Here is a 22,005-nt window from a genome sequence, read left to right on the forward strand (position 1 = left end):
GACCGTTGGCTTCGGTAGCCCTCACCAATCTTGATCCAGCATCCAGGGCCGCCGCGCGTGGCTGGTCGGATCTGACCATCCGCAACATGTTCATCATTCCGACGCTGGTTTTCCTGATCGTCTTCAACATTTTTCCGCTGATCTATTCGCTCGGCTATTCCTTCACCAACTTCGCCGCAAATCGCAGCGAGCCCTGGCAGTTTGTCGGCCTGCAGAATTATCGCGAGCTGCTCAGCGACGATCACATCTGGTCGAACTTCGTCATCACCGCCAAATACGTGATCGTGTCGGTGGCCGGGCAGATGATCGTCGGCTTCGGCCTCGCGCTTCTGCTCAACCGCAGCTTTCCGATGAAGGGTCTGATCACGACCTTGCTGTTGTTGCCGATGATGATGTCGGCGGCGGTTGTCGGCCTGTTCTGGCAGCTGCTCTACAGCCCGTCCTGGGGGCCGATCAACTACGTCTTCGGCCTCGGCGACTTCGCCTGGCTCTCCAATCCCGACAGCGCGCTCTACGCCGTCGCGATCACCGACATCTGGATGTGGTCGCCCTTCGTCATGCTGCTTTCGCTCGCCGGCCTGTCGGCGGTGCCGCAGCACCTCTACGAGGCCGCCGCGATCGACCGCGCCAGCTGGTGGTACACCTTCACCCGCATCACGTTGCCGCTGGTCTCGCCGATCCTTCTGATCGCGCTGATCTTCCGCACCATGGAAGCCTTCAAGACCTTCGACATCGCCTACACGATGACGACCCAGCCGACCGCCGAGCTGATCGCGATCCGGCTCTACAAGCAGGCCTTCCAGCAGTGGGATACCGGCAAATCCTGCGCGCTGGCCTACATCGTGCTGATCATGGTGCTGGCCATCACCAACCTCTACGTGAAGTACCTCAACAAGGTGAAGGAGCGCTGAGATGGCCGCCGTCCGCACTTCTTCCGAGGTCGCGCTCAACCGTGTCGCCATCGCCGCGGTGCTGATCGCGACGCTGATCTTCCTGGCGCCGATCTACTGGATCGCCTCGACGGCGTTCAAGCCGAAGGAACTTGCCGTCAGCGTACCGCCGACCGTCCTGTTCGAACCCGAGGTGACGCCGTTCGTGCGGCTCTTCACCAAGCGCGTGCAGATGCAGAAGACCGTCGACCCGCAAGTCTACGAAGCCGCGCCTTGGTGGGAAAAGCGCATCTACGACGGCGGCGAGCGGGTGCTGAAGGTCGGCAAGGACGTGCAGCTTTCGCAATATCCCGACCGGTTCATGAACAGCCTGATCGTGGCGGTGATCAGCACCGTGCTCGCCGTCGGCATGGGAACCTTCACCGGCTACGGCTTCTCGCGCTTCAAGGTCGCCGGCGAGGCGGACCTTCTGTTCTTCATCCTCTCGACGCGCATGCTGCCGCCGGTGGTCGTCGCCATCCCGATGTTCCTGATGTATCGAGCAGTTGGCCTCAACGACTCCCATATCGGGCTGATCATCCTCTACGTCGCCTTCAACCTGTCCTTCTCGGTCTGGCTGATGAAGGGCTTCATGGACGAGATCCCGAAAGAGTATGAGGAGGCAGCACTAGTCGACGGCTACACGCGCATGCAGGCCTTCTTCAAAATCGTACTGCCCGAGGCCGCAACCGGCATCGCCGCCACCGCCGTGTTCTGCTTCATCACCGCCTGGAACGAGTACGCTTTCGCGCTGATCATGACCAACCGGCGCGCCCAGACGGCGCCGCCCTTCATCCCGTCGCAGATCGGCTCCGGCCTGCCGGACTGGACCACGATCGCGGCTGGCACATTCCTGTTCCTGCTGCCCGTTGCGATCTTCACCTTCCTGCTGCGCAACCACCTGCTTCGCGGCGTCACTTTCGGAGCGATCCGCAAATGAGTTTTCGCGCCGTCAACCAGAAGTACCTTTTGCCGGCATCGCAGATCCTCATGGTGCTCGGCATCGCCGCGCTCTGCCAGCCATGGAGCCTCAGCCTGCATTCCTATGGCGTGACGATCATCCTGATCGGGCTGATCGGCTTCAACATCACGTCGAAGATCGCACCGGAGCAGAGAGAGGAAACCGGCGCCGTGACGCATGAGGGGGCCGGGCAGTGACGCAGATCGAACTTCGCGGCATCGAGAAATTCTTCGGTGCGGTCCAGGTCATCCACAATCTGAACCTCGCCATCGCCGACAACGAGTTCATCGTGCTGCTAGGACAGTCGGGCTGCGGCAAGACGACGACGCTGCGCGCGATCGCGGGGCTGGAAACCGTCGACAAGGGCGATATCCTGATCGATGGCAAGGCGGTGCAGCATCTCAAAGCTGCCGACCGCGACATCGCCATGGTGTTCCAGTCCTTCTCGCTCTATCCGCATATGACGGTGTTCGAGAACATCGCCTTTCCGTTGCGGGCCACGCGCATGAGCAGCAGTGAGGTCGACACCTCGGTGCGCGAGATCGCAAGGGTGTTGCGGATCACAGACCTGCTCGACAAGAGGCCGTCGGCGCTCTCGGGCGGCGACATGCAGCGCGTGGCGATCGGCCGCGCGCTGGTGCGGCGGCCGAAGGCGATGCTGATGGACGAGCCGATCGGCGCGCTGGACGCCAAGCTGCGCGAGGAAATGCGGGCCGAGATCAAGCGGCTGCACATCAAGCAAGGATCGACCACGATCTATGTCACCCATGACCAGATCGAGGCGATGAGTCTGGCCGACCGCATCGTCATCATGCATGAGGGCTTCATCCAGCAGGTCGGCACGCCGGACGAGGTCTACTCCCATCCAGCAAACCTGTTCGTGGCGCAATTCGTCGGCAGCCCGGTGATGAACATCGCCGAGGCGAGCATCGCCGATCAGGCCGGCGCTGCCTCCGTCACCGTCGGCGGCGCGCCGGCGGGTTTCGAGTTCCCGCGCGAGCTCTTGTCCAAGCTCAACGGCCACGCCAATGGCGGCCTGACGCTCGGCATCCGTCCGGAAGGCGTGCTGGTCCGGCATGATGCTGCGCCCGGCTACGTTCCGGTCGAAGCGCAGATCATCGAGCCGCTCGGCTCGTTCGACATTGTCGACCTCAAGGTCGGCTCCAAGATGCTGCGCGCCCGCACCAAGGCCGGCTACGTGTCGGGTCCGGGCGAGAAGGTCCATGCCCGCATCGACCCGGAGCAGGCGCATTTCTTCGACTCGGCAAGCGGCAAGTCGCTAGGAGTAAGGCTGTAATGGCCCATATCGAACTGAAGAACATCACCAAGAAGTTCGGCGGCCATACCGCGCTGACGGGTCTCAATCTCGATATCGCCGACGGGGAGTTCTTCGTGCTGTTGGGCGAAACCGGCGCCGGCAAGACGACGACGCTGCGGATGATCGCCGGCCTCGAGAAACCGACCGAGGGCCAGGTCTTCATCGACGGCGTCGACGTCGCCGACTGGGGCGCGGCCGAGCGCGACGTGGCCTTGGTGCTGCAGCAATATTCGCTCTATCCGCGCTACACGGTGCGGCAGAATCTCGAGTTTCCGCTGAAGCCGAAGATCCGCCGGCTGCCGGATGCCGAGATCGAGGACCGCGTCGCGCGCGCCGCCCGCACGCTGCGCATCGAGCACCTGCTCGACCGCAAGACCGACCGGCTCTCCGGTGGCGAGATGCAGCGCGTCTCGATCGGCCGCGCGATCGTGCGCAAGCCGCGCGTGTTCCTGATGGACGAGCCGTTGTCGGCGCTCGACGCCAAGCTGCGCGAGGCGCTGCGCACGGAGTTGAAGAACCTGCAGATGCAACTCGGTGCCACCTTCCTGTTCGTCACCCACGACCAGATCGAAGCGATGTCGATGGGCGACAAGGTCGGCGTGCTGAACCACGGCCGCATTGTCCAGACCGGCACGCCGCAGGAGATCTACAACAATCCGCGCGATACCTATGTCGCAAGCTTCGTCGGCTCGCCGCCGATGAACCTCATCGACGGCAAGCTGGTCGACGACCGCGCGGTGATGGCGCCGATGAGTTTCGAATTGCCGGTTGGCGGGGGAGCCAGGACGGGCGGCGCGACCGACGGTCGCGCGCTCGTCTTCGGCATCCGTCCGGAGGACGTCTATCTGGAAGGCGGCGCGCCGGTCGAGGCTAAGGTCCACGATGTCGAGAACCACGGCGTCGAGAAGATCGTGACGCTGAGGGTCGGCGACACGATGCTGAGAGCCACCGTGCCGGCGAGAACCGCCGTCGAGATCGAGCAGCCGGTCCGCTTTGCCTGGAACGCGGACAAGGTGCTGCTGTTCGACAAGGGCAGCGGGGTGAGCCTGCGGCACGCCGGATAACGGGCCAATCGGCCGATTGCTGTCGGCTTGCACCTACTTCGGCAGATAGGTCTCGTAGGGCGTGTCGTTGATCAGCAGGATCACGCATTCGTTGTCCGACAAGCAGGCATCGTCATGCATTTCGTTGGCCTTCTGGGTCCAGTAGGAGCCCGGCGGCAGCTCGACCCTGGTCGCCTCGCCGCCTTGCATCTGCCAATGCGCCCAGAGCCCCTTGATCACCACAGCGCGATAGTCGGCGGTGTGGGACCGGCGCGCGCCAATTGCCGGGAACCTTCAGCAACGTACCAGCCGGGCCCTTGGCCCGCTCGCCCCACAGGGGCCCCAGACGCTGCGGCTGGTTCGGCGCTTCGACGATATAAGGGATCCTGTCGGCCGGCAGATAGCTGTCTTCGAGCGCGAATGCCTGCCCCGAAAGGATTGTTAGCGCGGCAAGCGCGAGCGGTGCAACATGGTTGGCCATGGCTGTTTCCTCCGCCGGCCAGCTTATGCCGCCAGTGCCGACGAGGAATGACGTGTCGTCCAAAAGACTTGGCAATTCCTCCAGCCCGGAGGCAGCTCGATCGCCGGGCGTCAGGATTGCTCGCCGCCGCCGCCGTTGCGCAGGTGGCTCGGCGCGATGCCCATCACCCGCTTGAAGGCGCGGCTGAAGGAAGCTTCCGAATCGTAGCCGAGCTTCGCCGCCGCCACCGAAACGCGCATGCCGTCGCGGGCGAGCCATTGCCGTGCCTGATGCATGCGCACGCGCAGCACATATTTGGCCGGGGTCTCGCCGACCACGATGGCGAAGCGCTGCGCGAAGGCGGAGCGCGACGCGCCCATCAATCGCGCCAGGGATTCGACCGTCCAATCGCGGTCGGGCTGCAGATGAATGGCGGCGAGCACCTTGCCGACGTCAGGATTGCGGACCGCGGCGATCCATCCGGTCGCGTCGCCGCAGCCGTTCTCCACCCAGGAGCGGATGATTGTGGCGGCGAGCACGTCAGCCAGGCGGGCGAGAATGCCGCCGGAGCCGACCCGGTCCATCGTCACCTCGCCGGCCATCGCATCGAGCAGATGCTGGATGCCCGGCGCGTTCGCCATCAGCTTATGCGCCTGCATCAGGTCAGGCATCATGTCGAGCAGCGGATGCGAGCCGTCGAGATTGAAATGCATGCTGCCGCAAAACAGCAAGGTCTTGCAGCCGTCGCAGCCGTTGGAGACGTCATAGATGTTCTCGCAGACCGGCTCGATCGTGTAGCGGCCGATCGGTACGGGCGGAACGCCCGGCGCGCTGGCCAGCACATGCTCGTCGCCGCGCGGGATCAAGAGCGCGTCGCCGACCGAGAGCTCGATCCATTCCCTGGCCGGCGAGTACAGCCAGCAGCCCTGCTGGCCGATGAAATGGAACCGCGCCGCCCTCTGTGCGGGGAAGGAAACGGCCCAGGGTTCGCCCAGCACGCAGCGGCCATAGTCGACGCCGTCGAGCCGCAGTCCGCGCAGCATGTCGGTCAGCGGATCGCCCGACGCCGGCAATGTGGTTTTGGACGAATTGTAATTCATTTCGGCGTTTCTAGCATGGAAACGCCAGCCGGTCACTCCCTATGTTGCACTGCAGCCAAATGTTGCGCCGCAACCAAATCGACCGACGGCGTCGCCCGCCAGGTATGTAACGCGTGGATCCCGAGCTGGCGGTCTCTCAAATGGCGCAAAACAGATCGGAGATTCCCCATGACCGAACCCGCCACGGGCGCCATCGATGCCGCTGTTCTCGATAGAACCGAAGCCGAGGAGCGAAGCGAGCCCGTATGGGCCGCAGTGGTCTCGCTGGCGCTCGGCGTGTTTGGTTTGGTGACCGCCGAATTTCTGCCCGCCAGCCTGCTGACGCGGCTGGCGCAGGATCTCGGCGTCAGCGAAGGCGCCGCCGGCCAGGCCGTGACGGCGACGGCCGTCGTCGGCGCGATCGCAGCACCTACGATGGCCATCGTCACCAAGCGGCTCGACCGCAGGCTGGTCATGTGGCTGCTCACCGTGCTTCTGATCGTCTCCAACCTGCTTGCAGCCTTCGCCTCCTCGCTCATGATGCTGCTTCTGGCCCGCGTGATCCTGGGCGTCGCGCTCGGCGGCTTCTGGGCGATGTCGGCTGCCATGGCGATGCGGCTGGTGCCGATGCGGCTGATGCCGCGCGCCATGTCGATCATCCTGACCGGCGTATCGGTGGCGACCGTCACCGCGGCGCCCGTCGGGGCCTATGTCGGCGACATCTGGGGCTGGCGCACGGCCTTCATGATCGCGGCGGTCGTCGGCGCGCTGACGCTGCTTGTACAACTCGCCACCATCCCCAGCCTTCCGCCAACGGCGGTGGCAAGCTTTCGGACGCTGATCGAGGTACTGAAGCGGCGAACGATCCGCATCGCCCTGCTGGTCGTGCTGCTCGTCGCCTCGGGACAGTTTGCCGGCTTCACCTATGTGCGGCCATTCCTGGAGACGGTGCCGGTCATGCCGATCGAGACCATCTCGCTGGTTCTGCTCGCCTACGGCATCGGCGGCTTCTTCGGCAATTTCGCCGGCGCCTTCCTGGCCGAGCGCAATCTGAAGCTTGCGGTCGGATTGGCCCCGCTGCTGATCGCGGTGTCCGCGCTTGCCATGCTCACCCTCGGCGCTTCACCGGTGATTGCGGCGATCGCGGTTGCGGCCTGGGGCTTTGCCTTCGGCGCGGTGCCGGTCGGGCTGCAGACCTGGCTGGTGCGGGCCGCGCCCGACCAGGCCGAGAGCGCCGGCGGCCTGATGGTCGCGACATTTCAGGTGGCGATCGCGCTGGGTGCGGTTTTCGGCGGCGTGCTGGTCGACCAGGCCGGCGTCGCCAGCGCATTCGGCTACGGTGCCGTGGCAACGCTGCTCGGGGCGCTGGTGACTTTCGCCGTCGGGCCGAAACAGGCTGAATAGTCTTGGACGCCGACAAGCCGGCCGATATGGCCGGCTTGTCGGCAGCGCGATGCAGTCTGCTCTAAGCCGAGCGGCCGTCGAACTCAAAAACCTCGACGGTGGCGAGATCGACGCCGTCGAGGCAATTGATGTTGATGTAGGCGCTGCGCTCTGCGCCGTGGCTGGCATCCTCGGCGAAGGGATGGATGCCGCAGGTGCGGCAGAAGCGATGCACGAGCGCGCCCTTGCCGAACGTGTAGCGGCCAAGGTCGTCGCCCCAGGCGACCAGACGCAGGCTGTCGTGCGGCACGGCCCACAGCAGCGGAGCCTTGCGCCGGCAGATCGAGCAGTTGCAGCGTATCGCGCCGCCAAGCTCGCCCTCGACCTCGAACGCCACCTTGCCGCAGTGGCAGCTGCCTTTGTAGAGCATCGGTTCTTCCTCTCCATCGGCGGGCGCAAACGCACGCTTGGCTGATTATCGCTTCGCGTCCAAGTTGGCCGCTGCCTTAAAGACGTTGCAGCTCTGCGGAGTCCGACATCGACATGCAATCCGCCCGCGACCGTCTCGAAATCATCCTGTCACGTCTTGCCGATCGCGCGGCTGACGAAAAGATCTACACCAAGCTTTATACCCAAGCGGCGCTCGCCGCAGCGGATGCAGCCGACGCGCGGCAAAGAGCCGGCGGTTGCCTCGGGCCGCTCGATGGCGTGATCGTGTCGATCAAGGATCTGTTCGATGTCGCGGGGGAGCCGACCCGGGCAGGCTCGCTGATGTTCGCCGGGGCTCCGCCCGCCGCGCAGGACGCGGCGATCGTGCGCCGGCTGCGCCGGGCGGGCGCGGTGATCCTCGGCAAGACCAACATGACCGAATTCGCCTTCACCGCAATCGGCGACAACCCGCATTACGGCACACCGGGCAATGCCGCGGATGCCAGCCTGATCCCGGGCGGTTCTTCATCCGGCGCCGGCGTTGCGGTGGCCGAAGGCAGCAGTCAAATCTCGATCGGCTCGGATACGGGCGGCTCGGTGCGCATTCCAGCCTCGCTCAACGGCGTCGTCGGCTTCAAGCCGACGGCCCGGCGCGTACCTTTAACCGGCGCCTTTCCGCTGTCGATGACGCTGGATTCGATCGGCCCGCTTGCGAGAAGCGTCGCCGATTGCGCGGTTGCCGACGCGATCATGGCCGGAGAAGAGCCGGTTGCGCTTCAGCCGATCCCGATCGCCGGCCTGCGCATCGGCATTGCGCGCGGCGCGCTGTTCGGCGAAACGCAGCCCGAGGTCGCCGGCGCTTTCGAGGCCTGCATCGACAGGATCGGGCAGGCCGGCGCCCGCGCCTCCGATTTTTCCATCGACGATCTCATCGCGGAGATGCGTCTGGCTACCAGGCGCGGGACGATCGCGTCCATGGAAGGCGCGGAGGTGCATGCCGACTGGCTGGCGAGCGAAACGTCCGTGCCCGTCGATCCGCATGTCACCGGGCCATTGTCGCGCGCGCTGGCCGTTCCCGCCTCAGCCTATATCCGCACAATCCGCCGCCGCGGCGAGCTTGCGGCGGCGGTGGCGCAACGGCTGGAGACGGTCGATGTGCTGGCCTTGCCGACCGTGCCGATAGTCGCGCCCTCCATTGCCGCCATGGCCGGCGACGAAGCGCTGCGCGACCGGACGGAAGGGTTGCTGTTGCGCAACACGCAGGTCGCCAACCAGTTCGATCTCTGCGCAATCTCGCTGCCGATGCCGAGCACGAAGCTGCCGGCCGGGCTGATGATGGTGGCGAGGCATGGGCACGATCGGCACTTGCTAGCGATTGCCGCCGCGATAGAGGCTTTGCTGAGCGGTTGAGATCGTGGCAGCGGCGCAGTCAGTCGGCCGGGAAGCGGCGCCGATAGTGCTCGGTCACCTCCGGGTTGCGCAGGTTGACTGGCAGCTTGTTGGCGAGCACCAGAAGCGCCTCACCGGCCGCGCCGACGCCCATGCGCATCATCGATTCCTCGGTGATGCCGGCCATATGGGGAGTGATGATGACGTTGTCGAAGCTGAAATAGGGATGGCTTGGCGGCAGCGGCTGGGTCGCAAAGACGTCGAGCGCCGCACCGCCGATGCGGCCCTTTCGCAGGGCTTCAATCAGCGCCTCGTCATCGACCACCGGCCCGCGCGAGACATTGATCAACAGCGCATTGGGCTTCATGCGAGCGATGCGCTCGCGGCTGATCAGGCCGCGCGTCTCCTCGGTCAGCGGGCAGCACAGCACGATGATGTCGCTCTGCTCGACCAGCGCGTCGATCGACAGAAAGCCGACGCGCTCAGGCGCCGGGCGCAAGCTGCGTGTCGTCGCCACGACGTTGAGATCGAAGCCGTGCGCGGCAATGTGGCCGACGGCCTGACCGACGGCACCAAGGCCGACAATGCCGATCGTCTTGCCGGCGAGCTCGCTGGTCGAATTGGCGTGCTCGCGCCCGGCAAGCCAGCCCTTGGCGCGCAGGTCGCGATCCATCACGCGGAATCGCCTGAGCAGCGCGAGCGCCGTGAACATCACATGCTCGGCGACCGAGCGGGCATTGACGGCCGGCACGTTCGCCACCAGCACGCCGGCGGCGGTGGCCGCCTCGACCGGAATCATGTCCAGCCCCGCGCCATGGCGGATCGCGGCGCGCAGCAGGGACGCGCCTGCGAACAGCTCCGGCGGCAGCGGCGCTCGGACGACAACGATGTCCGCGTCCCTGGCTTCAGCGGTCAACGTCTTGGCGTCTAGCGCGGAGGCTATCGCCAGCCGGCCCGCCCCAGCCAGCATTTGCGTGGCGCGCGGGTGCAGCGGATGCGTCGACAATATTTTACGCATCGGGCTCAGGCCTTTTCGAGCGCTGCGCTTTTCGGCTCGGTCCAGCGACCTTCGATGATCCCCTTCCAGTAGCTCTCGGCTCCTTGCAGGTGCGCACTCATCAGCGCCTGGGCGAGGTTGCCGTCGCGGCGCAGCAGCGCCTCGTAGATCTGGATGTGTTCGGCATGCGAGCGCATGCTGCGCTCCAGATCGTTAAAATAGATCGGCAGGCGCTGCTCGCCCATCAGGTAGTAGACGCTGCAGATGTTGTGGAAGACGCCGTTCTTGGTCGCCCGCACAATCTCGAGGTGGAACTCGCGGTCCTCCTTGGCGAGGCCTTCGCCGGCGGCGATGCGTTCTTCGGAAGCCTTCAGGATCTCACGCAGCCGCTCGAAATTCTCTTCCGTTGCGCGCGAGCAGGCAAGCTCGGCCGCCTTGATCTCGTGGATCTTGCGCAGCTCGACGGTTTCGTAGATCTGCACCGGGTCGAGCGGCAGGCCTGCGCGGGCGAAAAGCGCTAACGCTTCTACGCTTGCCTGCTTGGTGTCGATATAGATGCCGGACTTGGCGCGGCGCTCGACGATGCGCATCGCTTCGAGGATGGCAAGCGCCTCGCGGATCTGGCCGCGGCTGACAACGAAGTGTTCCGCCAGCTCGCGCTCCGACGGCGTGCGGCCCGACTCCTTGTCCGAGTTGGAGAACAGATAGGCGGCGAGTTCCGCAAGAAGGTTCTTTTCTTTCATCGTCAAATGCGTAGCGCGTGCGCCTCCAGGAATCGCTCCGAAACGGTGAAACCCAATCCGGGCTTTTCAGGGATCGCTATCATACCGTCCTTTGCTTCGACAGTCTCCTCGACGAGATCGTGGATCATCGGATTGGCGCCCAGCGAATATTCGACGATGAAGGTCGCCGGGGAAGCCGCGCAGACATGCAGTCCGGCGAAGAAGCAGGGCGCGCCGGCCCACAGATGCGGCGCGAAGCGCAGGTTGAAGGCGCTGGCGATGGTGCCGATCTTCATCGCCTCGCTGATGCCGCCACAGAAGGCGGGATCAGGCTGGAAGATGTCGGCCGATTTCAGCACGGCCAGATCGCGAAAGGCATAGCGCGTCGCCTCGCTCTCGCCGGTGGCGATCGGGGTCGAACCGGAGGCGCGCACCTCGGCCATGCCGGGCTTGTCGTCGGCGATCACCGGCTCCTCGAACCAAGCCAGATCGAGATCGGCGGTGAGGCTGATGAAGCGCTTGGCCTCGGCGACGGTGTAGGTGCCGTGCGCGTCGACCATAAGCTCGACATCAGGACCGATCGCTTCCCTGGCGGCGCGGACTCGCGCGGCCGAGATATGCGGCGCGCCGTCCATAGCGCCGATGCGCATCTTCAGTGCCTTGAAGCCGCCTTTGGCGATATAGGATTTTAGCTGGTCGCCAATGGTATCGGCTGGCGCCCAGCCGCCCGAGGCATAGGCTTGCATGCGCTCGACCTTGCGGCCGCCGAGCAGCCGCCAGACCGGCTGCCCCAGCGACTTGCCGAGGATGTCCCAAAGCGCGATGTCGACGGCGCTGATCGCCGCCACGCTCATGCCGCGCCGCGCCAGTTGGGGCATGGCATGGCCGGCATGGGCCGCCGTGTGGTGTCGCACGCCGTTGTAGAGCATCTCCCAGATGATGCCGATATCGGCCGGATCACGGCCGATGAGCTGCGGCGCAATCTCGTGGTTCAGCATGTGGACCAGCGCGCCATAGCTGCCGGCGCTGCCGGCGGCGTTCTTGCCCTCGCCCCAGCCGACCAGGCCGTCATCGGTCTCGACGCGCAGGATGGCGGCGTCGAACGTCGTCACCTGACCGAAGTCGCTGCGATGCTGCTTTGCGACTTCGATCGGTATGCGAACCCACCAGGCCTGGACGCTTTTTATACGCATCTTGATCCCCGGCCCCCGCCGCCCGGCGAGGACGGTAGGGCTAAGCTCCAAATCGGTCCGTCTACTTGATCAGCGGCAGCAGCGTTTCGGCGGTGATGCGCATCTGGTCGGTGTAGAATTTCTCGGTGAGCACGCTGGAGCCGTGATCCTGGATGAATTTGAGCTGCTCGGGCGAGATGTCGACCGGGTTGCGCTCCACCATCTCCGGATAGGGGGCGGCCGGCGTACGGTCGACCGGCGCGACGAACTCGTTGGTCAGCGCGCCGTCATAGCCAATCTCCTTCAGCGTGCCGACGATCTTCGGCCAGTCGATCTGGCCGAGACCGGCGGCGAAGCGGTTGTTGTCGGCGACGTGGAAGTCGTAGAGGCGCTTGCCGACCTGGCGGATGGCGTCATAGACGTTAAATTCCTCCATGTGGATGTGGTAGGCGTCGAGGCATACGCCGCATTCCGGGCTCACCGCATCCGCGAGCGCGAGCGCCTGGGCACCACGATTGAAGAGATATGTCTCGAATCGGTTGAGCGGCTCGACGGCGATCTTGACGCCGACCTTCTTGGCATGCGCGAAGCATTCGCGCGTGGCGTCCACCACCCACCCCCACTCTTCCGCCTCGGTGCCGTCGGGCACCACCTTGCCGACGGTGGCGGGAACCAGCGTGATGATCTCACCGTCAAGCTCGCTCACCATGGTCAGCACGTCCTTGACATATTGTACCGATCGCTCGCGCTGGCCCTGGTCCTTGGCGGCGAGGTTGCGTTCGCCCAGCATCAGCGTCACCGAGCCCCAGCAACGTATGCCGTGCTCCTTCAGGAGCGCGCGTGTTTCCTTGGTCTTGTACTGCTCGGGCTCGCCGGAAATCTCGATCGACTCATAGCCGAACTTCTTGATGCGCTTCAGCGTCACCTCCAGCGGCTCCGCCCGCATCCAGTTGTGCGTCGAAAGATGCATGGTCTATCCTTCCCAGAATTCGCCTGTCAGGTTTTTTCGCGGCGTTCTCCACTGAGCCCGTCGCATGATCTCCTCCCCACGGCGTTCCAGCGGTTTTTCTCGAAACTGGTTCTACCAATTGGGTCTGACAGAACCTCTACAGCAAATACACAGGAACGGCAAGGAGACCGCCCATTGGGCCTGACTCATCAGTCAATCTGTTGATTTTAATTGACTAAGCTGCCCTTTGGCAATCGTGCGGATCGCTCTCCAGCCGCTTCTGGCCGCTTGACCAAATAGCCGGATTTGGTAATACCAGAATGCCGCTACCTGTCGGCGCCGATACGAACGATCGAAGAGGCTAGCCCTCGCTTCAATCGGCGCTATGCTTGGTCCATGAAAACGAGAGAGGGAGGATGCCGATGCCGACGACGATGAAGGGTCCCGGCCTGTTTCTGGCGCAGTTCGCGGGCGACGCCGCGCCATTCAATTCGCTGGCGTCGATCGCCAAATGGGCGGCCGGGCTTGGCTACAAGGGCGTCCAGATCCCGACCTGGGACGGACGGCTGTTCGACCTCAAAAAGGCGGCGTCGTCGAAAACCTATTGCGACGAGGTGAAAGGCATCTGCGCCGATGCCGGCGTCGAGATCACAGAGCTTTCGACGCACTTGCAGGGGCAGTTGGTGGCGGTGCATCCGGCTTACGACGCGCAGTTCGACGGGTTTGCGCCGGCCGAGGTGCACAACAATCCGAAGGCCCGGCAGAAATGGGCGGTCGAGCAGATGGAATTCGGCGCCAAGGCATCGAAAAATCTCGGCCTCAAGGCGTCGGTGAGCTTCAGCGGCGCGCTCGCTTTCCCGTACCTCTATCCGTGGCCGCAGCGGCCGCCTGGGCTGATCGAGGAGGCGTTTGCCGAGCTCGGCAAGCGCTGGAAGCCGATCCTCGATGTCTATGACGAGAACGGCGTCGATGTCGGCTACGAGATCCATCCAGGCGAAGATGTGTTCGACGGCGCGACCTTCGAAATGTTCCTCGACGCGGTCGGCGGCCACAAGCGCTGCAACATCAATTACGACCCGTCGCACTTCCTCTTGCAGCAGCTCGACTATCTCGAATTCATCGATATCTACCACGAGCGCATCAAGGCCTTTCACGTCAAGGATGCCGAGTTCAACCCGACCGGACGGCAGGGCGTCTATTCCGGCTATCAGAGCTGGGTGAACCGGGCGGGGCGTTTCCGTTCACTCGGCGACGGGCAGGTGGATTTCAGCGGCATCTTCTCCAAGCTCACCCAGTACGACTACGATTCCTGGGCGGTGCTGGAATGGGAATGCTGCCTCAAGCACCCCGAGGACGGCGCCGCCGAAGGCGCGCCCTTCATCCAGCATCATATCGTCCGGGTCACCGAGAGGGCTTTCGATGATTTCGCCGGCGCCACCAGCGACAAGAAGCTGCTGCGCGCGATGATGGGAATCTAGCACCGCTTTACCTTCCCCCTCGAGGGGAGGGTCGATCCGCATAGCGGATCGGGGAGGGGTCGCCGGGCGTCGAGCTCGGCATCTATCGACTCCACCCGGCCCTTCGGGCCGCCCTCCCCTCAAGGGGAGGGATATCTGAGACAATGGAGGGACAAAAGCATGGTCGGCGCATCGAAATCGGAAACGGGAGGCGGCCCGATCCGCTACGGCATGGTCGGAGGCGGGCAGGGCGCCTTCATCGGCGCGGTGCACCGGATCGCGGCGCGCATGGACAACGACTTCGTGCTGGTGGCTGGGGCGCTGTCGTCGGACCCGGCGCGCGCCAAGGCCTCGGCTGCCGAACTCGGGCTCGATCCCACACGCAGCTACGGCTCCTATGCCGAGATGGCCAAGGCGGAGGCCAAGCGCCCCGACGGGATCGAGGCGGTGGCGATCGTGACACCCAACAATGTGCATGTGCCGGCGGCGAAAGCCTTCCTCGAGGCGGGCATCCACGTCATCTGCGACAAGCCGCTGGCGACCTCGCTCGCCGAGGCGAAGAAGCTTGCCGCACTGGTCGAAGAGACCGGCAAGGTGTTCGTGCTGACCCACAACTACACCGCCTATCCGATGGTGCGGCAGGCGCGCGAGATGGTGGCCAAGGGCATGCTCGGCGACATCCGCATCGTGCAGTCGGAATATCCGCAGGACTGGCTGACCGAAGACCTCGCCGCGACCGGCCAGAAGCAGGCCTCATGGCGCTCCGACCCCAAGCAGGCCGGCGCCGGCGGCGCGCTCGGCGACATCGGCACGCATGCCTACAACCTCGCCCGCTTCGTCTCGGGGCTGGAGCTCGATTCGCTTTCGGCCGATCTCGACGCCTTCGTGCCGGGACGCCAGCTCGACGACAACATCAATGTGCTGTTGCGCTTCAAGCCGGTCGGCAATAAGCATCCGGCCAAGGGCATGATCTGGGCGAGCCAGGTGGCGCCGGGGCACGAGAACGGGCTGAAGCTGCGCATCTACGGCTCGAAGGGCGGGCTGGAATGGGTGCAGGCCGACCCGAACTATCTTTGGTACACGCCCTTCGGCCAGCCGAAGCAGTTGCTGACCCGGGCAGGCGCCGGAGCGATGCCCGTGGCCGCGCGCGTGACCCGCGTGCCGTCCGGCCATCCGGAGGGCTATCTCGAAGGCTTCGCCAACATCTACCAGGAGGCAGCCCGCGCCATCCGCGCGGCGCGCAAGAAAGGCGGCAAGCTTGCCAAGGATGTCGCCTTCCCGACGATCGCGGACGGCGTCGAAGGCATGGCCTTCATCGAGGCCTGCGTGAAGTCGTCGAAGAAGAACGGGGCGTGGACCAAGCTCTAGGGGTGTCCGCGTCGTCAAAGGCGGAATCCGCCTCACCCGGATTACCCCGAATTGCGAAGGGCAATTCGGGGTAATCCGGCCTCTCCCCTTGGGGAGGAGGTGATCGACGCCGGTGTCTGCCTCTTCTCCCCTCGGGGAGATGGCCGCGAAGCGGCCGGATGAGGTGTGGCCCGCTATCGCAAGAGGTTGGCCGCCAGAGGGAGGGGTGTTGATGAAAATCGGCATGTGCATGTTCTTGTGGACGACGAGCGTCTCGAAAAAGCACGGGGCGCTGCTGAAGGACATCAAGGCGACCGGTTTCGACGGTGTCGAGATACCAGTCTTCGCGGGCGAACCGGATGACTACAAGAAGCTTGGCGAGATGCTCGACCGCATCGGACTGGAGCGCAGCGCGGTCTCGGCGATGGGCGACCCGGCGATGAACCTGATCTCGCCCGATGCCGCAACGCGCAAAGCCGGCACCGACTACATGAAATGGGCGATCGACTGCAGCGCGGCGCTCGGTGCGGACAGGCTGAGCGGGCCGCTGCATTCGACGCTTGGCGCCTTTTCCGGCAGCGGGCCGACAGCGGCCGAGAAGAAGCGCTCAATCGCCTCGCAACGCGCCATCGGCGACCATGCCGGCAAGAGGGGCGTCACCATCGGGCTCGAAGCGCTCAACCGCTTCGAATGCTATCTGGTGAACACCATGGACGATCTATCCGAGCATATCGACGCGATCGACCATCCGTACATCAAGGCGATGTACGACACCTTTCACGCCAATATCGAGGAGGCCGATCCGATCGGCGCCTATACCCGCAATCGCCGGAACGTCGTGCATATCCATATTTCGGAGAACGACCGCGGCGTGCCGGGACGGGGTAATATTCCGTGGAAGGAAACCTTCGCCGCCATCCGCAAGAGCGGCTATGACGACTGGCTCACCATTGAGGCGTTTGGGCGCTCGCTGAAGGATTTGGCGGCGGCGACGAAGGTGTGGCGCGACTTTGCCGAGAGCCCGGAAGCCGTTTATCGCGAAGGGTACAAGCATATCAGGGATGGGTGGAAGAAGGCCGCTTAGGTCCTCCCTTCGTCATCATCCGCGGGCGGAGCAAAAGACGGCGATGGCGGAGACGGGATCGATCACCGCCTCGCTCAAGCGCTTCGGCATCAACGATTATCTGAGACACTCGACGGTGCTGTCGGCACGCCACGCCGATGCCGACGACGTTGCCGATCCCGACCTGCAGCTCGGCGCCATCGTGCTGGTCACCGTCGCCGTCAATGTCAGCTGAACGGCCAGCCGATCCAGTTCGCGGAGTCGCGGTTCCCGGCGGAGCGAGTGGAGCTGAAGTTGTCGGCGTTGTAGGGATCGCCGGCCTTATGCGAGACCGTGATTTACCTGACTCACGCTGATAACAGACCAGCTCGGTCGCGCTTACTTGTCAGCGGATTGGCGTTTGAGAAGCGCCTTCAATTCAGGCCGGGTTCACCGCCTGTCATGTCATGACCCCACCTCGATGACGGCCTTGATCAAGCCGGTTTTTTCACGCGCCCACCGTGCGAGATCGCGCGGCGTATCGGCAAGCGTGGTGCGATGGGTGACGAGTTTCTCCAGCGGCACGGCGCCGTTGCGGATTGAGGCGGCGACATGGTCGAAGTCTGCTCTGAGCGCATTGCGGCTGCCGACCAGCGTCATCTCGCGCTTGTGAAACTCGGGATCGGAGAAGGTGATGTCGTCCTTGACGACGCTGACCAGCACCAGCGCTCCGCCATGCGCGACATGGGCGAACGCGGACTGCACCGACTGCGTGTTGCCGGTGGCGTCGAACACAACGTCGAAGCCTTCGCCGCCGGAGGCCTGCCGTACCAGATCGGCTGCCGGCGCTTTCGAGCCGTCGAGCGCGGTAAAGCCGAGCTCGCTTTCGGCGAAACCGAGCCGTTCTGTGCTCATGTCGAGCAGGCTGACATCGAGTCCGGCGATGCGGGCGAACAGCGCCGTGCCAAGGCCGATCGGACCGGCGCCGATGACCAGCGTGCGCTGGCCGGGCGCACTAAGCGAGCGCCGCACGGCGTGTGCGCCTATGGCGAGGAATTCGACGGCGGCGGCATCGGCCAGCGACAGGCCGTTCGCCGGATAAAGGTTTTGTGCCGGCACCAGGATCTCGTCGCACATGGCGCCGTCGCGATGCACGCCGAGCACCTCAATCTTCACGCAGCAGTTCGGCTTGCCGTGCCGGCAGGCAACGCATTTGCCGCAGGCGAGATAGGGGTTGATGATCGCCGCCTCGCCGACGGCGAGCTCTACGCCTTCGCCTCTCTCGACGACCGTGCCCGATACCTCGTGGCCCATGATGCGCGGATAGGCGAGGAATGGGTGCTTGCCTTCGAAGATGTGATAGTCGGTGCCGCAGATGCCGACATGGCTGACTGCGATCCGCGCCCAGCCGGGCGGCGGCGCGCCGGGTTCGGCGCGATCTTCGAGAACAAGGTCGCCAGGCGAGCGGCAGACGACGGCTTTCATGCGCTGTTCCAGTGTTCAAGGGAGCGTCGGCCCGCTCGGTCGGGACCGACGCGTCATTTCAGGGACGATTATTTGCCGCGACGGCGCAGGCCGTCGAAGTAGACGATGACGATGATCAGCAGGCCGGTGATGACGCGCTGCCAGAAGGTGTTGACGTTGAGCAGGTTGGCGCCGTTGTTGATCGTCGAAAGAATGAAGGAGCCGATCAGCGGTCCATGCACCGAGCCGATGGCGCCGAACAGCGAGGTACCGCCGATCACCGACGAGGCGATGGCCTGCAGCTCATAGGTGTCGCCCTGCGTCGGGTTGCCGATGCCGATGCGCGACGCAAGCAGCACACCGACGAAAGCCGCGAGCAGGCCGGACAGGATATAGGCCATGAAGATGGTGCGCGGCACGTTCACGCCGGAAAGGCGCGCGGCCTCCGCGTTGGAGCCGACCGAGAACAGGTAACGGCCCCAACGCGTGTGGTGCAGGAAGACATAGGACGGTATCGCGACCAGGATCACCATCCAGAAGAGGTAGGGTATGCCGAGCAGCGAGCCGCGCGAGAAGGCCTGGAAGGGGTCGCTGTTGATCGAGATCGAATTGCCGTTGGTCATCAAGAGGCCGATGCCACGCAGCGACGTCATGGTGGCCAGGGTGATGATGAAGGGCGGCAAGCCCATCTTGACGATGCCGAAGCCGTGGAACAGGCCGATGGCGACGCCGGCGAGCAAAGTAATGAGCACAGCCGCCCAGATCGGCCAGCCGGCATTGATCAGAAGCGCTACGATGACGGTGGTGAAGCCGACCACGGCACCGACCGAGAGGTCGATGCCGCCGGTGATGATGACGAAGGTCTGGCCGACCGCGAGGATGGCGATCAGCGAGCCCTGGCGCAATAGATTGGTGATGTTGAGCGCCGTGGCGAAGGACGGCGTGGCGACGGCCAGCACGATCCACATCAGAAGCAGAAGGCCAAGCAGCGTGAGCCCGAACAGGGCGTTGAAGTTGCGCTTGGGCTTTTCGGCGGGGATCGCCTCGGTGCTCATTTTTGTCCTCCCGTCTTTTCTTGTTTCTCGGCCAGCGCCTGGCCCAAAATGTCCTCGTGGCTGGCGGTGCGGAAGCCGTGCGTCGCCACCAGCTTGCCGCGGCGGAACACATGCAGCGTGTCGGCGAGCTCGTAGACTTCCGGCAGGTAGGATGAGATCAGGATGATGCCGGCGCCCTTGGACAGAAGCGTCGAGAACAGGCGGTAGATCTCGGCCTTGGTGCCGACATCGACGCCGACCGTCGGCTCGTCGAAGATGAACAGCTTGGCGCCATGCGCCAGCCATTTGCCGATGACGATCTTCTGCTGGTTGCCGCCCGACAGGCTGGAGGCCAGCGCATGGCGCGTGGGCGTCTTGATCCTGAGATCGGCTATCTGGCGCTCGGCCTCGGCCTTCTCGCGCGAACCGGAGATCAGAAGATTGCTCGAGATGCGCTTGTAGATCGGCAGGTTGAGATTCGTGCCGACCGGCAGGTTGAGGCAAAGGCCTTGGTCGCGGCGACTTTCGGGGGCGAGCGCCATGCCGAGCCTTATCGCGTCATGCTCGGAGTTGACTTGCACCTCCTTGCCTTGCCACAGGATCTGGCCGGCCGACTTCCTGTGGCGACCATAAAGTGTGGTGACGAACTCGCTGCGGCCGGCGCCGATCAATCCGTAAAGTCCGACGATCTCGCCCGCGCGGACGGTCACCGAGACGTTCTCGAACCCCTTGCCGGAGAGATTCCGCGTCTCGACGATCGTCGCGCCCGGCGTGAAATGCTCCTTGTGGTAGATCTGCTCGATCGAGCGGTTGATCATCAGCTTGACCAGTTCCGGCTCGCTGGTCTCGGCGATGTTGCGGGTGCCGACGAGCGTGCCGTCGCGCAGCACCGAAACGCGGTCGGCAAGCTCGAACACCTCCTCCATGCGGTGGCTGATATAGATGATGGTGACGCCTTCGCCTTTCAGACGGCGGATCAGCTTGAACAACTGGTCGGCCTCCTTGCGGGTGAGGTAGGCGGTCGGCTCGTCGAAGATCAGGAACTTTGTGCCGCGTACGGTGGCGCGGGCGGCGGCGATCAGCTGCTGCTGGCCGATGGTGAGATCGCCGAGCATGACATGCGCGGGCAGGTCGAAGCCGAGGCCGTCGATGATCTTCTGCGCTTCCTTCACCATGGCGCGCTGCTGCAAGAGGCCAAAGCGCGAATTCTCCTCGCCGAGGAACATGTTGGCGGCGACGGTGAGGTGGCGGCAGAGCACCACTTCCTGGTGGACGGCATTGATGCCGAGCGCCATCGCCTCGTGCGGCGTGGCCAGCGCCTCGGGTTTACCTTCCCAGATGACTTCGCCGGAGGTGCGCGGCATGACGCCGGTTAAAAGCTTGATCAGCGTCGATTTGCCGGCGCCGTTCTCGCCGACGATGGCGTGGATCTCGCCCGACTTGAAGGCAAGGTCGACCGGCTTCAGCGCATGCGTGCCGGGATAGCGCTTTTCCAGGCCTTTCAGCTCGAGGATGGTCCTGCCCGGTTTGAGCGTGGGGGGCGGGTGCAGTTCCTGCGCCGTCGAAGTCATGACAATCCTCCCAGATTGATCCAATCGTTGGATACGCAGTGATGCGTCTGGCGCGCATCTAGAAGGCGGAGCCTAAAGCAAGCCGGCGGATTTCCAAACAGTCGCGGCGATGTTTCCGGGGCGGCGAAGCCCCGGAAACGATTGTCGCGAAGATCAGTTGAGCTTCGGGTTGAGCAGCGCGTCGATCTTCGGATCCTTCATGTTGTCCTTGGTGACGAGGTTGGCGCCGGTGTCGACATTGGCCTCGACCTTCTCGCCCTTCGAGGCTGCTAAAGCGGTCTTGATGCCGTCGTAGCCCATCCGGTATGGATCCTGGACGACGAGGCCGGAGATGACGCCGTCATTGAGGAACTTGATCAGCTTCTCGTCGCTGTCGAAACCGATCAACGCCACCTTGCCGGCGAGGTTGTTCTCGGCAATCGCCTGGCCGACGCCCTGCGCCATGATCAGGTTCGAGGCGAAGATGCCCTTGAGGTCCGGATTGGCGGTGATCAGGTCGGTGGCGATGTTGAGGCCGGTGGTGGCCTGGCCGTCGGCATATTTGTCGGCGACCAGTTCGAGGCCGGGATATTTCGCCTTGAGCTGTTCCTTGAACCCTTGCGCGCGCTGCTCGAGCGAGCCGGCGCCGGGCAGCGCGGTGATCAGCGCAACCTTGCCCTCGACCTTGCCGCCATTGGCGGCGCCGATCGCGGCGGCGAGACCGTCAGCCGCGACACGGCCGCCCTGGACGTTGTCGGTGGTGAGGAAGGAGGTGAAAGCTTTGGATTCGGCGCTGGAGTCGATGCCGATGACCTTGACCTTGGTCGCCGCCTCGTCGATCGGCTTGCCGAGCGCCTTGGCCTCCGTCGGCGCTATCACGATCGCGGCCGGATTGCCGGCGACGGCGTTCTCGAGGATCGAGATCTGGCCGTTGACGTCGGTTTCGGCCTGGGCGCCGAGCTCCGGCACGTTGATGCCGAGATCCTTGCCGGCCTTGCGGGCGCCGGCCAGCACGATCTGCCAGTAGAACGAAGTGGTGTCCTTGACGATGATCGGGATGGTCACGTCGGCCGCCGAGGCCGGTGCCGAATGCATCGCACCGGCGAGCATCGAGGCGGCGGCTAAAGCCACGAAGGCGCGGCGGTTGAGAAGGCTGGTTACAAATTTCATTAGGTTCCTCCCTAAGGTCGCCCGGTGAAGGTTCGGAAGCTCCATCTGGATAGGCGCGAGCCAAACAGAACTTTATCAATAAAAAACATTTGCCGCTTTTTGATAGTGCA

The 22,005-nt window shown here is 64.3% G+C and carries 20 protein-coding genes and 2 pseudogenes; 11 read left to right on the plus strand and 11 right to left on the minus strand.

Annotated features, from left to right (window positions below; translation table 11 throughout):
- The first annotated feature begins 5 nt into the window (after positions 1-5).
- From CK220_RS21945 to CK220_RS21965, 5 genes are read left to right on the plus strand one after another with little or no spacing between them, the layout of a single operon-like run.
- The gene (locus CK220_RS21945; protein ID WP_095780122.1) at positions 6-911 is read left to right on the plus strand and encodes a sugar ABC transporter permease; all 906 of its coding nucleotides are present in this window, start codon (positions 6-8) and stop codon (positions 909-911) included.
- 1 nt (position 912) lies between these two features.
- Positions 913-1,869 carry a carbohydrate ABC transporter permease gene (locus CK220_RS21950; RefSeq protein ID WP_095813541.1) on the plus strand — a complete coding sequence of 319 codons (957 nt, stop codon included), beginning with the start codon at positions 913-915 and terminating at the stop codon, positions 1,867-1,869.
- Entirely contained in the window at positions 1,866-2,087 is a 222-nt protein-coding gene (locus CK220_RS21955) for a hypothetical protein (RefSeq protein ID WP_095813542.1), read from the plus strand. Before CK220_RS21950 ends, CK220_RS21955 begins: the two co-directional genes overlap by 4 nt.
- Entirely contained in the window at positions 2,084-3,187 is a 1,104-nt protein-coding gene (locus tag CK220_RS21960; RefSeq protein ID WP_095813543.1) for an ABC transporter ATP-binding protein, read from the plus strand. The genes CK220_RS21955 and CK220_RS21960 overlap by 4 nt, the downstream gene beginning before the upstream one ends.
- Positions 3,187-4,272: an ABC transporter ATP-binding protein gene (locus CK220_RS21965; RefSeq protein ID WP_095813544.1), complete on the plus strand. Its 1,086-nt coding sequence runs from the start codon at positions 3,187-3,189 to the stop codon at positions 4,270-4,272. Before CK220_RS21960 ends, CK220_RS21965 begins: the two co-directional genes overlap by 1 nt.
- 33 nt (positions 4,273-4,305) lie before the next feature.
- Here CK220_RS21965 and CK220_RS21970 read toward each other — a convergent pair.
- Positions 4,306-4,732 (minus strand): annotated as a pseudogene (locus CK220_RS21970) (DUF4437 domain-containing protein).
- Between the two features lie 110 nt (positions 4,733-4,842).
- Positions 4,843-5,811, minus strand: a complete 969-nt coding sequence (locus CK220_RS21975; protein WP_095813545.1) for an AraC family transcriptional regulator — start codon at positions 5,809-5,811, stop codon at positions 4,843-4,845.
- Between the two features lie 168 nt (positions 5,812-5,979).
- On the opposite strand from CK220_RS21975, the gene CK220_RS21980 reads away from it, so the two are divergent.
- Complete coding sequence (locus tag CK220_RS21980) at positions 5,980-7,194, plus strand: MFS transporter (RefSeq protein ID WP_095813546.1); 1,215 nt, start codon at positions 5,980-5,982, stop codon at positions 7,192-7,194.
- Between the two features lie 61 nt (positions 7,195-7,255).
- Here the strand turns inward: CK220_RS21980 and CK220_RS21985 are convergent, their stop codons facing one another.
- On the minus strand, positions 7,256-7,603 hold the full coding sequence (locus CK220_RS21985; RefSeq protein WP_095813547.1) for a GFA family protein: 348 nt from the start codon (positions 7,601-7,603) through the stop codon (positions 7,256-7,258).
- Between the two features lie 113 nt (positions 7,604-7,716).
- On the opposite strand from CK220_RS21985, the gene CK220_RS21990 reads away from it, so the two are divergent.
- Positions 7,717-9,012, plus strand: coding sequence for an amidase (locus CK220_RS21990; protein WP_095813548.1), 1,296 nt, complete (start codon positions 7,717-7,719; stop codon positions 9,010-9,012).
- A gap of 19 nt (positions 9,013-9,031) precedes the next feature.
- Here CK220_RS21990 and CK220_RS21995 read toward each other — a convergent pair whose 3' ends face one another.
- The 4 genes from CK220_RS21995 to CK220_RS22010 all read right to left on the minus strand — a co-directional run bounded on the left by CK220_RS21995 (position 9,032) and on the right by CK220_RS22010 (position 12,852).
- Complete coding sequence (locus CK220_RS21995) at positions 9,032-10,009, minus strand: hydroxyacid dehydrogenase (RefSeq protein WP_095813549.1); 978 nt, start codon at positions 10,007-10,009, stop codon at positions 9,032-9,034.
- Positions 10,010-10,014: 5 nt separating this feature from the next.
- Positions 10,015-10,731, minus strand: coding sequence for a FadR/GntR family transcriptional regulator (locus CK220_RS22000; RefSeq protein WP_095813550.1), 717 nt, complete (start codon positions 10,729-10,731; stop codon positions 10,015-10,017).
- Positions 10,732-10,733: 2 nt separating this feature from the next.
- A complete protein-coding gene (locus tag CK220_RS22005; RefSeq protein ID WP_095813551.1) occupies positions 10,734-11,903 on the minus strand; it encodes a mandelate racemase/muconate lactonizing enzyme family protein in 1,170 nt (389 codons plus the stop codon).
- Positions 11,904-11,964: 61 nt separating this feature from the next.
- Entirely contained in the window at positions 11,965-12,852 is an 888-nt protein-coding gene (locus CK220_RS22010) for a sugar phosphate isomerase/epimerase (RefSeq protein ID WP_095813552.1), read from the minus strand.
- A 401-nt stretch (positions 12,853-13,253) separates the two neighbouring features.
- On the opposite strand from CK220_RS22010, the gene CK220_RS22015 reads away from it, so the two are divergent.
- The 4 genes and pseudogenes from CK220_RS22015 to CK220_RS22030 form a co-directional block, all read left to right on the plus strand.
- Positions 13,254-14,309 (plus strand): sugar phosphate isomerase/epimerase, encoded by a 1,056-nt coding sequence (locus CK220_RS22015; RefSeq protein WP_095813634.1) that lies wholly within the window; start codon positions 13,254-13,256, stop codon positions 14,307-14,309.
- 159 nt (positions 14,310-14,468) lie between these two features.
- Entirely contained in the window at positions 14,469-15,656 is a 1,188-nt protein-coding gene (locus CK220_RS22020; RefSeq protein ID WP_095813553.1) for a Gfo/Idh/MocA family oxidoreductase, read from the plus strand.
- A 211-nt stretch (positions 15,657-15,867) separates the two neighbouring features.
- The gene (locus CK220_RS22025) at positions 15,868-16,719 is read left to right on the plus strand and encodes a sugar phosphate isomerase/epimerase (RefSeq protein ID WP_095813554.1); all 852 of its coding nucleotides are present in this window, start codon (positions 15,868-15,870) and stop codon (positions 16,717-16,719) included.
- A 40-nt stretch (positions 16,720-16,759) separates the two neighbouring features.
- Positions 16,760-17,007 (plus strand): annotated as a pseudogene (locus CK220_RS22030) (UTRA domain-containing protein); the annotation flags it as partial.
- A gap of 135 nt (positions 17,008-17,142) precedes the next feature.
- Here the strand turns inward: CK220_RS22030 and CK220_RS22035 are convergent.
- The 4 genes from CK220_RS22035 to CK220_RS22050 all read right to left on the minus strand — a co-directional run bounded on the left by CK220_RS22035 (position 17,143) and on the right by CK220_RS22050 (position 21,895).
- On the minus strand, positions 17,143-18,162 hold the full coding sequence (locus CK220_RS22035) for a zinc-binding alcohol dehydrogenase family protein (RefSeq protein WP_095813555.1): 1,020 nt from the start codon (positions 18,160-18,162) through the stop codon (positions 17,143-17,145).
- Positions 18,163-18,230: 68 nt separating this feature from the next.
- Entirely contained in the window at positions 18,231-19,196 is a 966-nt protein-coding gene (locus CK220_RS22040; RefSeq protein ID WP_095813556.1) for an ABC transporter permease, read from the minus strand.
- Complete coding sequence (locus CK220_RS22045; protein WP_095813557.1) at positions 19,193-20,746, minus strand: sugar ABC transporter ATP-binding protein; 1,554 nt, start codon at positions 20,744-20,746, stop codon at positions 19,193-19,195. Before CK220_RS22045 ends, CK220_RS22040 begins: the two co-directional genes overlap by 4 nt.
- 153 nt (positions 20,747-20,899) lie before the next feature.
- Positions 20,900-21,895, minus strand: coding sequence for an ABC transporter substrate-binding protein (locus CK220_RS22050; RefSeq protein WP_067004132.1), 996 nt, complete (start codon positions 21,893-21,895; stop codon positions 20,900-20,902).
- Positions 21,896-22,005 lie beyond the last annotated feature (110 nt).

Source organism: Mesorhizobium sp. WSM3860 (genome assembly GCF_002294995.1).
Classification (GTDB): Bacteria; Pseudomonadota; Alphaproteobacteria; order Rhizobiales; family Rhizobiaceae; genus Mesorhizobium.